The organism is Microbacterium sp. (assembly GCF_030149085.1).
GTDB lineage: Bacteria > Actinomycetota > Actinomycetes > Actinomycetales > Microbacteriaceae > Microbacterium.
Genome location: NZ_JASBSF010000073.1, coordinates 1 through 12,008 on the forward strand (window position 1 = coordinate 1; position 12,008 = coordinate 12,008).

The following is a 12,008-nucleotide window of genomic DNA, read 5'->3' on the forward strand; positions in this document are numbered from 1 at the left end:
GGGCGCAGGGTCCAGCCGTCCTCGGCGAGGTCGATCGGATGCGGCGTGCCGGGTGTGTACCCCGCGAAGTCTTCGGCGGGCCAGCCGATCTTCAGCAGCTCCTGCTTGATCTGCCCGCGCGCCCAGGCATCGATGACGTACGTGTCGGGGGAGGGATGCCCAACCAGCAGTGGCTGGATGCGCTTGTTCTTCGTGACCTCGGCCAGCACCGCGGCATCCGTCGACCGGAGCACAAGCGCGGGCTCGTCGGATCCCGCGACCGTGTCACGCTCGATCACAAGGCGTCCGTAGCGCCCGACGGTCTCGCGGATGTCGATCGCGACTGACGGTGGCACCGGGAAGCGTGTCCACCGGTCCAGGGTTCCCAGCATGTCTTCGGCGGTGTGTCCGGCCGCCCGCGCGTTCCACAGGCCGAGCCGTGTGATGCGGTACGTGTGGATGTGCTCCGGAGCGCGCTCGAGTTCGGCGAAGATCGCGAGTTCGTGGCGTGCGGATTCGGCATCCGGATGTGCCACTTCCAGCAGCACTGTCCGGTCGCTTTGCACGATGAGGGGGCCGTCAGCCATAGCGGTCCAGTCTACCCGCGGGGTCGCGGTGCGGACTGCTGTCAGGCCGGGGAGACGCTCACTATGGTCGAGATCGGGAGGGTGCGCTCGACATCCGCGCCCCGGTCTCTGCCGCGGAGCCGGCCACCGCCGAGCCCCGTTGCCTCCAGCGTGAAGGTGCGGGTCTCGGCGGCGCTGATCTGTGCCGTGACCACGATGATCGACTTCGTGCGCACCGCCTGCTCGAGTTCGCGCTCCAGCCAGGCCGCGTCGCCGTCGCCGCCCGAGGCGCGCAGCGACCCGATCAGGCGCGCGTAGACATCGCCCGCCGGTTCTGCTGACGCAGTCTGCGCAGCCGTTCGGCGCCGGAGTGACTCGGGCGCTCCGTGATCGTCGAGCGCGACAACGGGGTAGCGGGCATCGGCCAGCGCCCAGAACAGGTGATCACGACCGACCCGGCTCACGAGCACATCCCCGTGCCGCACCAGCCCGACGGGGCGCAGGGCCTGGTCGATGACGACGAGATCGAGGAGGTGCGGGTCGCTACTTTCTACGATCGTGTTGGGGCTCCCGGCATCCGAGCGGACCGTGACCGATCCGTGTCGGGCTGCTGTCGTTTCGATGACGTAGTCCAGCGGCTGGGGAATCCCCGTAAGCGACAGCTCGCGCAGAAAGGCGCGGATGGACTGGGCGCTCTCTCCGTCGGTGAGGCCCGCCCCGATCGACTCAGCCGTGAAGCGGTATGTCGAGGCCTGCGCGCGGGACTCGCGCCGCGCGATCCTGCGGAGGCGCAGGTCATGCCGCGGGGCAAGAGGGCCGGGAGCGACAGCTGTCAGATCCGCTTGCAGGTAGATCCGGTCGATTTCGGCCGGAAGGGCATCGCGTAAAGCATCAGTGTCGAGAGCTGTGCCCTCGACGAGGCCACGCGACCACGGTGGAACCGCCCCGTCTGGCGTGAGAATGCCCCACCGCTGCGCCGTCTGCCGCAGCGCTGCCGCCCGCGCCGGCCATTCAGGGCTCAGTGGGTACATGCCCGCCCAGCCCGCAGGGTCGAGGACTCCACCCTGCGGGGTGCGAAGGCCTGCTGGGAGACTGCGGCGATAGCCATCGGCGATTGCAGTCCACCGGGCGACGGTGCCGCCATCCAGCCACTGTTCGCCCGTGGCGGTGACCACGAGCTCTCGCCCGATCGGCGTGAGCAGCCCTGCTGCCAGACCTGCGGCGATCAGATCGTCGAGGTCCTCGGGCGCGCCGATCGCTCCCGACTCGGTGAGGCGCTTGCGGTCTGCGGCGCTGACTGCGCCTGCGCCAGTGAGGGTCAGCGGAACATGCAGGGCGGCCAACAGTACGTCGGCCAGCGACGCGGATGCCGTGAAGATCCGCTCTGCGGCGCTCGCCGTCTCGGCTGCCGAAGCGGGGGCGGTCCCGGGCGACCCGCTCGCGGTCGCGGCAACGTCGGCGGGCGGATCCGCGAGACCGGAGGTGCTCGAGAGCGCAGCGATTCGCTCCTGTACCGGGGCATACACCTCGCCGCCAGGGCGTGCCAGTCCCCAGGTCACGATGGTCTCGGTGGCGACATCCCCGGCGCCGGCGGCAATGAGCGCGGCCAGTTGGCGACGATCGAGCCGTGCCAGCGCCCGGTCTATCGACGCCGAGTCGAGCAGCGCCTCGGCGGCATCGAAGAAGTCGCGCCAGGATGCCGCGGGCGAGATGCCACGCCGAGTGAACAGATCAGCGAGGGCGTTGTCATCGAGCGATGCCAGCCAGGTGGCGAGGGTTCGCTCGTCGCCCGCCATCTACTCGCTCCGGTTCGCCCGCGCCCTTCGCACGAACGTCATGATCAGCACCGTCAGCAGCATCGCGAACGCGAGGATCGGGGCGACGTAGACGATGATCCCGACAGCGGGCCACAGGCCAGTGCTGAAATCGGCGTGCGATGCGGAGCCGATGAGAATCGCGAAGAACGACAGAACCGAGAGCGCGAGCAGTCCGAGAGACATCGACGCGAGCACGCGATCGATTGTGCGAACCGGAAGGTCGCTGCCAGGGCTGCGCGTGCTCATCTGCCCCAGACTACTCCGTCGCGGTGCTCTAGGCTTAACCGGGGATCGATCGGTCCCTGCGTCACTCCTGCCGCCCAACTGCGGCGCCGTTCAGAACGAGGTTTCCCATGCCCACCGGCAAGGTCAGGTTCTACGACGAAGAGAAGGGCTTCGGCTTCATCTCCTCCGACGAAGGACAGGATGTCTTCCTTCATGCCACCGCGCTGCCCGCTGGGGCGACGGTGAAGGCCGGCACGCGCCTCGAGTTCGGTATCGCCGACGGAAAGCGCGGTCCGCAGGCGCTGTCGGTGCGGGTGCTTGAGGCGCCCGCCAGCCTCGCCAAGCGTTCCCGCAAGCCCGCCGACGACATGGCGATCATCATCGAGGATCTCGTGAAGCTGCTCGATGGTGTCGGCGGGGACCTGCGACGCGGTCGCTATCCGAGCAGCGCACACGGTGCGAAGGTCGCCGCCGTGCTGCGCAAGGTGGCCGATGAGCTCGACGCCTGATCCGGCGCTGCTTGCCGCACACGACCTCGCCCTGGCGGCGTTGCATGAGATCACTCCGGCGGCGACGGTCGGCCCCGCGGCCGGGTATACGGTTGAGGCCGATGGCGTCGTCTCCCTCCGCTTCGAGACGACGCTGCCGGGCTACCCGGGGTGGTTCTGGACGGTGAGTGTCGCGCGGGTCGACGACGAAGAGCCGACAGTTCTCGAGGCTGAGCTGTTGCCCGGCGACGAGGCGCTGCTCGCACCGGAATGGGTGCCGTGGGCGGTGCGTCTGGCTGATTACCAGGCCGCTCAGGCGGCGCTGGCTGCCGAAACGGCATCCGGTGACGAGGATCACGACTCCGACGAGGTTGACCAGGGCGAGGACGCCGACGACGAGGACGACGACCTCGATGATGTCGATGATCTTGATGCCGACGACTTCGACGAGGACGGGTCGCGGCTCCTGCACAGCGGCGACGTCGACGGTGTCGACATCGACGAGCTCGACGACGACTCGAACGACGATCTCGACAGCGGCGACCTCGACAGCGGTGACGAGGACTAACCTGCGGGGATGACTTCGGATGCCATTGCCCCGCGCCGCATTCATGTCTCGGCCGCGGTGATCACTGACGCCGAAGGGCGGCTGCTGCTCGTGCGAAAGGCCGGGACGACGGCGTTCATGCAGCCCGGTGGCAAGCCAGAGCCGAATGAGACCCCGGCCGAGACGCTCATGCGCGAGCTCGCCGAAGAGGTCGGCCTCCGGGTAGACTCCGACGCCCTGGAGGCGCTTGGCAGCTTCGCGGCGAGTGCGGCCAACGAACCGGGCTTCGAGGTCGTCGCCGACGTTTTCCGCGTCGACATCGGCAACCAACGGCCCGAACCGGCTGCCGAGATCGCCGAGCTGCGCTGGGTCACCGCCGGCACGGCATCCGGGATCGAGATCGCCCCGCTCGCCCGCGAGTACTTTCTGCCCGCCTGACTACCAGGAGCCCTTGCGGTAGTCCTTCAGGAAGACGCCGAACAGGTCTTCACCGGCCTCGCCGCGCACGATCGGGTCGTACACGCGCGCCGCCCCGTCAACGAGGTCGAGGGGAGCGTGGAAACCCTCCTCGGCAAGGCGCACCTTGGTGAAGTGCGGCCGCTCGTCAGTGATCCAGCCGGTGTCGACCGCGGTCATCAGGATGCCGTCGGTCTCGAACATCTCGCGCGCGCTGGTCCGGGTGAGCATGTTCAGTGCGGCCTTGGCCATGTTGGTGTGCGGGTGGCCGGGGCCCTTGTAGCCGCGGCCGAACACGCCCTCCATCGCCGAGACGTTGACGATGTACTTCCGGTTCGCGCTCGATGCAGCCATCGCCGAGCGCAGGCGGCTCACGAGCAGGAACGGCGCGGTCATGTTGGCCAGCTGCACCTCAAGCATCTCGAGGGGCTCGACTTGGTCGACGTGCTGGGTCCAACTGTTGATGCGGTCCTCGTCGGGGATGAGTCCGCCTGCGTCGATCGCGGTGCCGGTTTTCAGGCGTTCGATCGACGCGGAGCCGGCCGCCATCGCCTCCGCGGTGAGTTCATCGGCCGTGCGCGCGGCTGGAGCGAGGATCGGGTGTGAGGATACCGACTGCGCGAGCGCGAGGGGATGGGCGTCGTTGGTGTGCCCGAAGGTGACGAGCTCAGGCAGAGGTCCATCGGGGAGCGGGGCAAGCTCGGCCTCCACCAGGGGCCTGTAGGCCCCCGGCGAGCGACGCACGGTTTGGGCTGCGTTGTTGATGAGGATCTCGAGTGGGCCCTCGGATGCCACCGAGTCGGCAAGGCCGATCACCTGGGCGGGGTCGCGCAGGTCGATGCCGACGATCTTGAGGCGGTGGATCCAGTCGGCGCTGTCGGGCAGCGACGAGAAGCGGCGCACGGCATCGCGCGGGAAGCGCGTCGTGATCGTGGTGTGGGCGCCATCGCGCAGCAACCGCAGCGCGATGTACATCCCGATCTTGGCGCGGCCGCCGGTGAGCAGTGCTCGTTTGCCGGTGAGGTCGGTGCGTGCATCGCGCTTCTTGTGGCTCATCGAGGCGCAGTCTGGGCACAGCTGGTGATAGAAGGCGTCGACGAGCGTGTAGTCCTGCTTGCAGATGTAGCAGGCGCGTGCCTTGATCAGCTCGCCGGCGAAGGGCATCGAGGTGCGGGCAGCGAGCGGGATGCCGCGCGTCTCGTCGTCGATGCGGTCGGGTGCGCCGGTCGCGGTGGCGGCGACGACCGCGCGGTCGGCCTCGGCGATGCGCTTGCGCTTCTCCTTGCGCGATTGCCGCTTAACGTCCTTGTAGAGCTTGCCGGTCTGGCGACGCAGGGCAATGTAGGCCGGGTCTTCGGGGTCGAGCGAGGAGGCGGCGTCGATGACGCGTAGTGCGATCTCGAGTTCGACCGGATCGATGGATGCCGGCTGCTCGGCATCGCGGCCAGGGTTCAGCAGGGTTTCGGGCACGAGGCAGTGTATCGGGGCGCTGCTGGACGCCAGGTGGGGCCACGCTCGTCGCGAGTCTGGGCGGGGGCGCCCTAGAGTCGGTCGGCGGTGTATTCGATCGCCCCGATGAGCCGGCGCACGTCGTCCTCCTCGATGGAGACGAAGGTCGCAATGCGCAGCTGATTGCGCCCGAGCTTGCGGTACGGCTCGGTGTCGACGATGCCGTTCTCGCGCAGGCTCTTGGCGATGGCTGCGGCATCCACGCTCTCGTCGAAGTCGATCGTGACGACGACAGGCGAGCGGTCAGCGGGGTTCGTGACGAACGGCGTCGTGTACGCCGTTGCCTCGGCCCACGCGTACAGCGCCGCCGACGTGGCAGCGGTCTTGGCCCCGGCCCAGGCGAGTCCGCCGTTGTCGAGGATCCACCGCACCTGCTCATCGAGCATGAGGAGGGTTGCTACCGCCGGGGTGTTGAGAGTCTGGTTCAGCCGCGAGTTGTCGATCGCGTTCTTCAGGCTCAGGAACTCGGGGATGTAGCGGTCGGATGCCGCGATCCGCTCGATCCGTTCGATTGCTGCCGGGGAGACCAGGGCATACCAGAGCCCACCGTCGGAGCCGAGGTTCTTCTGCGGTGCGAAGTAGTAGACATCGGCCTGGGCGGCGTCGAAGTCGATGCCGCCCGCGGCGCTCGTCGCATCGATGACTGTCAGCGCACCAGGGTCAGCGGTGACGCGGGCGATGGGAGCAGAAACGCCCGTCGAGGTCTCGTTGTGCGGCCACGCGTAGACATCCACACCCTCGACCGGTTCGGAGACACCGCCGGTGCCCGGCTCGGTCTTGCGGACATCCGGTGCCTCCAGCCACGGTGCTTTCGCGGCGGCGGCGAACTTCGAACCGAACTCCCCGAATGCCAGGTGCTGGCTGCGACGCTCGATGAGGCCGAATGCTGCGGCATCCCAGAACGCTGTCGATCCGCCGTTACCGAGGATGACCTCGTACCCCTCGGGTGCGCGCAGCAGCTCGGCCAGCCCCTCGCGGGTGCTCCCGACGAGGTTCTTGATCGGGGCCTGTCGGTGCGACGTTCCCAGCAGAGAGGCCCCCCGCGTGGCGAGCGCCTCGAGCTGGGCGCCACGGACCTTCGAGGGTCCGCAGCCGAATCGGCCGTCAGTGGGAAGCAGTTCTCGGGGCAACTCGACCATGTCCCGATTCTAGGGTTGCGTCGGGGAAGGCCCGGACCGGGGGCCGGGGAAGAGGCTAGGCTCGTCTTACCCCCACGAGGATGCCGACCCGAGGATTGCGCATGACTGATCTCATCGACACGACGGAGATGTATCTCCGTACGATCCTCGAACTCGAAGAAGAGAACATCACTCCGCTTCGGGCGCGGATCTCGGAGAGGCTGGGGCACTCGGGCCCGACGGTTTCGCAGACGGTGGGACGCATGGAGCGGGACGGCCTGGTCGTCGTCACCGAGGATCGGAGCCTGGAGCTCACCGATCTCGGGCGCCAGAAGGCCATTGATGTCATGCGAAAGCACCGCCTCGCCGAGCGGCTGCTTTCCGACGTCATCGGACTTGACTGGGCCTACGTGCACGATGAGGCATGCCGGTGGGAGCACGTGATGAGCGAACAGGTCGAGCGTCGGCTTGTTGAGCTGCTGGATCACCCCACCGAATCGCCCTACGGGAACCCGATCCCCGGACTCGACCAGCTCGGTGACGTCCCGGCACTGACGTTCGAATCCGGCGTCGTGGGGCTCGTTCGCAAGCTCGACGCTGCCGGGGAGCCGATCACCGGAACGATCCGTCGGCTTGCCGAACCCGCCCAGGTCGATCCCGAGTTGCTGCAGCAGCTCAAGGGAGCCGGGGTGCTTCCTGGGGCACACGGGAGCTATCGCTACAACGAGGGATACGTCCTTGTTGAGATGGATGGTTCCGACGAGGGTCTTGAGCTGCCCGTCGAGGTGGCCGGTCACATCTTCCTCGTCGACGACCAGGTGTGATGAGGGAGCGGGAGGGGCGGCATCCGTTCCTCCACACCGCGCGATGAGGGGTTATCTCCGGCCGTCAGCGTGACATGTTCGTTACCTTCGGGTAGCCTCGTACAGTCCGAGCGAGTCCAGCACGACCTCGGACCCCGATCGAATTGCCTCGCGGCTCGTCATTCGAACGGTGAACCCGTGATCGAGCGGAGCGCAGCTTCCGCACCGAAACGTGACGAGCCGGCGCTCCGGCGCAGAGGCGCCGGAGGACTTAGTTGGCTGAAGAGAACGATTCGACCCCGGTGGATGCCGCGGGCCCGTCGACCAGAAAAACCTCGCGTCTCGCTCGGATCCGTCGCGGCGCGGTGGACAAGCCCGCAGCCAAGCCCGCACCCGCAGCATCCGTTGCCCGCCCCGCCGTTCGAAAGGGCACCAAGGCCAGCCCGCGTGGTCCGGTGCGTAACATCGCCACCCTTGCGATCGTCGGTGGTCTCGTGGCCACTGTCGCCCTGCCGGCGTACGGCGCCTTTCAGCAGGCCGACGAGTCGGTCACCCTGCAGCAGGTTGCTGAAGGCGACGCGCAGTCGATCGTGATCGCATCCGACGCTGCGACGACCGACCTCAACCGGGAGAGCTACTCGGCGACGACTCCCGAAGAGATCGAGAAGAAGAAGGCCGAAGAAGCAGCGGCCGCCGCAGCTCGTTCCGCAGCGTCGCTTGCTTCCAGCTCGGCATCCGTCAATATCAACATGGTGGCTCCGGGCTCGGGTGCCGTGCGCTGGCCGGTCGCGAGCTTCCACAGCGACTGGGCGATCAACGGATTCCGCACCCCGACGCGTCCTAACCACAACGGCCTCGACATGCTCAACTCGGGCGGAACGCCGATCTTCGCGGCGGCGGATGGGGTCGTGCGCGCCGCGCAGGATGGCCTCGGCGGCTACGGAAACGCCGTGGTGATCGACTCGGTCATCGGTGGCCAGGTCGTCACGACGCTCTACGCGCACATGATGTGGGGAAGCCGCACCGTCGAGGCTGGCCAGACCGTATCTGCCGGACAGATGATCGGACTCATGGGTCAGACGGGCTCGGCCACGACCACCCACCTCCACTTCGAGGTGCGCGTCGGTGGTGCTCTCGTCGACCCCATGGCATGGCTGCAGGCCAACGCCGGCTGAGCCCGGTTTCGTTCCTCGACACGCCACGTTTCGTTCACCCTCGTTGACCTTCGGGTGTCGCGAGGTGCATTAGCCTGGTCGCGACGTGTAAGAGAACGGGAGAGAGTCCGATGGGCAGCACACCGCGCAGCCGAACCACGGTTGCACTGGGGCGCCTCGTCCTTCGGCATCATGTTCTCGGACACCGCAGCTTCGCTGTGGTTCCAGGGCGCTGTCTGTAGAGACAGCGCCTTTTTTCATGCCTTGCGCGCTCTGACCACGTCGAACGTCGAAGAATCCCGGGAAGCCGTCTCGGGCCGTTCGAGAGGACAGCAATGCGCACTCTGGTGTTGAATGCGGGCTACGAACCGCTGGCCGTCGTGTCGTTCAAGCGGGCGCTCGTGCTCGTCATGAATGACAAAGCCACCGTCATCGAGCACATCCCCGAGGATCCTGTCTGGGGTACGGATGGCGCGCACGATCGGCCCGCGGTCATCCTGCTCAGCCGCTACGTTCGGGTTCCCGGCGGACGCACGATCCCGGTGACTCGTCGCGGCGTGCTTCGCCGTGATGCGCATCGCTGCGGATACTGCGGCAGGTCGGCATCCACGATCGACCACATCTTGCCGCGCTCTCGGGGTGGCGCTGACTCGTGGGAGAACCTCGTCGCGTGCTGTCTGAAGTGCAACAATCTCAAGAGCGACCGCACGCCGCAGGAAATGGGTTGGGAACTACGCCTGACGCCGGGAGCACCGCGCGGAGCGCAGTGGTCGGTGCGGGGGACTGATCGCACCGACCCGTCGTGGGAGCCCTATCTCGCGCTCGCTGCCTGACTCTTACGCGGGCTGCTCCAGGATGCCGAGCCAGCGGCGCAGGATCGGCTCGAGTGTTTCGGCATCCGCCCCCAGTTCCTCGATGATCCGGTGCTCGCCGGCCATGTGCGCCGTGAATGCCTCGTCGATCAGGGCGAGTCCGGCATCCGTCAGGCCGATGAGCCTGCCGCGCGCATCGGATGCCTCGGGTCGGCGCTCGACGAGGCCGCGGGCGATCAGGCGATCGACGCGTTTGGTGAGGCCGCCGCTGGTGACCATGGTGTGGTCGGCAAGCTCGCCCGCACGGCGCTGGTAGGGAGCGCCGGCCCGTCGCAGGGTCGCGAGGATATCGAACTCCGCGGAACTCAGGCCGAAGCTCGCGTAGACCTCGTCCAGGCGGCGGTCCAGGAGCAGTCCGATGCGGTGCAGACGCCCGATGACGCCCTGGGGGAAGGTATCGATGTCGGGGCGCTCGCGGTGCCACTCGGCCTGGATCTGTGCGACGCGGTCGGAGGCGGCATCCATGGATTCACGATACGGGAACAAATCTTCCACGGAAGGCCTTATTAGCTTCCATGGAAGATAAATCCGGGCGGTGGCTTTTGCTGACCGCGATCGCCCCCATCGCCTGGGGAAGCACCTACTTCGTCACGCGGCAGTTCCTGCCCGCCGACGCTCCGCTGTGGGGTGCGCTGTTTCGTGCCCTGCCCGCGGGCCTGATCTTGTTGCTGATCTCGCGCCGCCTGCCACACGGAGCGTGGTGGTGGCGCGCCGCGGTGCTCGGCATCCTCAACGTCGGCGGCTTCTTCGTGCTCGTCTACATCGCCGGCCAGCGCTTGCCCTCGAGCGTTGCGGCGACAGTAATGTCGGCCTCAGCTGCCGCCATGATGCTGCTGGCGTGGATGCTGCGCCGTCAGCGGCCGCGTGTGCTCGCGGCCATCGGTGCGGGGATCGGGCTCGCCGGGGTCGCGCTGCTGGTCGGTGTGGGCGGGGAGCCGGTCGACGGCTGGGGGCTGGTCGCCGCATTCGGCGGCATGATCTCGTCCTCGCTCGGGTTCGTGCTGACGGGCCGGTGGGGCAACGAGATCCCCGGGCTCACGATGGCATCGTGGCAGCTGACCGCCGGTGGGCTCATGCTGCTGCCGGTCGCGCTGATCGTCGGCGGCCCGCCGCCCGCGCTGACGCCGACCTCACTCGTCGGGTTCGCCTATCTCTCGCTCGTGTCCACAGCGCTTGCCTTCGCCGTCTGGTTCGCGGGTCTGCGGCGCCTGCCCGCCGCGACCGTCGGCCTCGTCGGGCTGCTCAACCCCGTGACCGGCGTGGCACTGGGCGTCTTCCTGGCGGGGGAGCCGTTCGGTGTGACGCAGGTCGCGGGGCTCGTGCTCGTGCTCGTGCTCACCGGGATCGTGCTGGGCGCGGTGACGCCGCGGTGGGCGCACCCTCGGGAGGGGATGGCTCCTCGGGAGGGCGCGGATGCTGCATCCGTCCTCCCGAGTGACCAGATCCTCCCGAGTATGCGGGTGAAGGTGCCGGTTCAGGTGGATGCTCCCGCAGGGCTTCGCGCAGCAGTTCCTTCGCCCGCGAGTAGCGACTCCGCGCCGTCGACGCCGGAATCCGCAACAGCCTCGCCGCATCCTCGATCGTGAGATCGTCCCAGTGCACGAGCCGGATGAGTTCTGCCTGAGCTGCGGGTAGGGACTCGACCGCACGGCGCACGTCGAGCCCGGCATCCGCCCCCGCCGCCGGCGCCTGATCGAGCGTCTCGATGAGGCGCCGGGTCAGGTCGTCTCGGGTGCGGATGCTGCGCCAGTGGTGTCGCTGCACGTTACGCGCCACCCCGAACAGCCACAGGCGGGCTTCGTCGATGGCGGCTGGCATCCGGCGGCGGGAGCGCCACGCCTGTAGGAGTGTTTCGCTCGTCAGGTCCGCGGCGTCCTCTTTCGACGCGACCCGGTGGAGGAAGTACGCAAGGATCCGCGGCGCGTACTCCGTGAGCGCGGAGCGGGCGTCGTCATCGGTCACGGCGCGGGGCTCTCGGTCGGATCGGTCGAGCACTGGGTCTCGCTACTGCTTTCCACGCCATTGGACAATTCGGAGGGCCACCGGGCGAGCAGAGACTCTGCGAGTGCCCCGGAGACCTTCAGGGCAAGACTCTCTTGGAGGACCTCAGCGTCCGTCACTGAGGGGTCCGGCTGCGGTCCATATACGAGCCGTACGTCGTAGTCCGAGACTTTGGCTCCTGCGATCAGCGTCGGGAGATCGTCCGGTCGATCGAGCTGGAGAAGCCGCGCTGCGACGTGCTCGGCGTCCGGCGCCATATTTGCGATGTCTAGATCGGCAAGGTACGCGCGAGCGGCATCTTGGATTTCCTGTGTCGGGAACTGATCGGACTTGAAGCGCGTCTCGCAGGTGCCGATGAAGTTGCCATTGACATCCGTCCACGTGCGGGTGAACGAGATGTCCGGATCGGTGATGTTCCAGGGCGCCCAGCCGCCAGCCGCCATTGCGCCGCCGCCGACGAGCACGAGTGCTGC

The 12,008-nt window shown here is 67.8% G+C and carries 14 protein-coding genes and 1 pseudogene; 7 read left to right on the forward strand and 8 right to left on the reverse strand.

Going from position 1 to position 12,008, the window contains the following annotated elements:
• The 3 genes from Q1V87_RS02995 to Q1V87_RS03005 form a co-directional block, all read right to left on the reverse strand.
• A partial coding sequence (locus Q1V87_RS02995; RefSeq protein WP_300590795.1) for a helicase-associated domain-containing protein occupies positions 1-566 on the reverse strand: 566 nt, incomplete at its 3' end.
• 41 nt (positions 567-607) lie between these two features.
• Positions 608-2,341, reverse strand: a complete 1,734-nt coding sequence (locus Q1V87_RS03000; protein ID WP_300590796.1) for a helicase-associated domain-containing protein — start codon at positions 2,339-2,341, stop codon at positions 608-610.
• Positions 2,342-2,608: a multidrug ABC transporter ATPase gene (locus Q1V87_RS03005; RefSeq protein ID WP_292709094.1), complete on the reverse strand. Its 267-nt coding sequence runs from the start codon at positions 2,606-2,608 to the stop codon at positions 2,342-2,344.
• 107 nt (positions 2,609-2,715) lie between these two features.
• Here Q1V87_RS03005 and Q1V87_RS03010 point away from each other — a divergent pair, with 107 nt between their 5' ends.
• From Q1V87_RS03010 to Q1V87_RS03020, 3 genes are read left to right on the forward strand one after another with little or no spacing between them, the layout of a single operon-like run.
• The gene (locus Q1V87_RS03010; RefSeq protein ID WP_228176867.1) at positions 2,716-3,096 is read left to right on the forward strand and encodes a cold-shock protein; all 381 of its coding nucleotides are present in this window, start codon (positions 2,716-2,718) and stop codon (positions 3,094-3,096) included.
• Entirely contained in the window at positions 3,080-3,643 is a 564-nt protein-coding gene (locus Q1V87_RS03015) for a DUF3027 domain-containing protein (protein ID WP_300590797.1), read from the forward strand. The genes Q1V87_RS03010 and Q1V87_RS03015 overlap by 17 nt, the downstream gene beginning before the upstream one ends.
• Positions 3,644-3,652: 9 nt before the next feature.
• Positions 3,653-4,060, forward strand: a complete 408-nt coding sequence (locus tag Q1V87_RS03020; protein WP_300590798.1) for an NUDIX domain-containing protein — start codon at positions 3,653-3,655, stop codon at positions 4,058-4,060.
• Here Q1V87_RS03020 and Q1V87_RS03025 read toward each other — a convergent pair whose 3' ends face one another.
• Positions 4,061-5,548, reverse strand: coding sequence for an SDR family NAD(P)-dependent oxidoreductase (locus Q1V87_RS03025; RefSeq protein WP_300590799.1), 1,488 nt, complete (start codon positions 5,546-5,548; stop codon positions 4,061-4,063).
• 71 nt (positions 5,549-5,619) lie between these two features.
• Positions 5,620-6,726: a phosphoserine transaminase gene (serC, locus tag Q1V87_RS03030; protein ID WP_300590800.1), complete on the reverse strand. Its 1,107-nt coding sequence runs from the start codon at positions 6,724-6,726 to the stop codon at positions 5,620-5,622.
• A gap of 101 nt (positions 6,727-6,827) precedes the next feature.
• Here serC and Q1V87_RS03035 point away from each other — a divergent pair, with 101 nt between their 5' ends.
• The 3 genes from Q1V87_RS03035 (at position 6,828) to Q1V87_RS03045 (ending at position 9,495) form a co-directional block, all read left to right on the forward strand.
• Positions 6,828-7,529, forward strand: a complete 702-nt coding sequence (locus Q1V87_RS03035) for a metal-dependent transcriptional regulator (protein ID WP_292709085.1) — start codon at positions 6,828-6,830, stop codon at positions 7,527-7,529.
• Between the two features lie 254 nt (positions 7,530-7,783).
• Positions 7,784-8,683 (forward strand): M23 family metallopeptidase, encoded by a 900-nt coding sequence (locus Q1V87_RS03040; RefSeq protein ID WP_300590801.1) that lies wholly within the window; start codon positions 7,784-7,786, stop codon positions 8,681-8,683.
• A 314-nt stretch (positions 8,684-8,997) separates the two neighbouring features.
• Complete coding sequence (locus Q1V87_RS03045) at positions 8,998-9,495, forward strand: HNH endonuclease (protein ID WP_300590802.1); 498 nt, start codon at positions 8,998-9,000, stop codon at positions 9,493-9,495.
• 3 nt (positions 9,496-9,498) lie between these two features.
• On the opposite strand, the gene Q1V87_RS03050 is transcribed toward Q1V87_RS03045, so the two are convergent.
• Complete coding sequence (locus Q1V87_RS03050; protein WP_300590803.1) at positions 9,499-9,999, reverse strand: MarR family transcriptional regulator; 501 nt, start codon at positions 9,997-9,999, stop codon at positions 9,499-9,501.
• Positions 10,000-10,049: 50 nt separating this feature from the next.
• Between Q1V87_RS03050 and Q1V87_RS03055 the strand changes: the two genes are divergently transcribed.
• On the forward strand, positions 10,050-11,120 hold the full coding sequence (locus Q1V87_RS03055; RefSeq protein WP_300590804.1) for an EamA family transporter: 1,071 nt from the start codon (positions 10,050-10,052) through the stop codon (positions 11,118-11,120).
• On the opposite strand, the pseudogene Q1V87_RS03060 reads toward Q1V87_RS03055, so the two are convergent.
• Together Q1V87_RS03060 and Q1V87_RS03065 are read right to left on the reverse strand one after the other, a co-directional pair.
• Positions 11,086-11,529: pseudogene (locus Q1V87_RS03060) on the reverse strand (RNA polymerase sigma factor); the annotation flags it as partial. The gene Q1V87_RS03055 and the pseudogene Q1V87_RS03060 sit on opposite strands and share 35 nt — an antisense overlap.
• Positions 11,493-12,008, reverse strand: a 516-nt coding sequence (locus Q1V87_RS03065; protein ID WP_300590805.1) for a hypothetical protein, incomplete at its 5' end; no start/stop codon positions are given. The gene Q1V87_RS03065 and the pseudogene Q1V87_RS03060, both read right to left, overlap by 37 nt.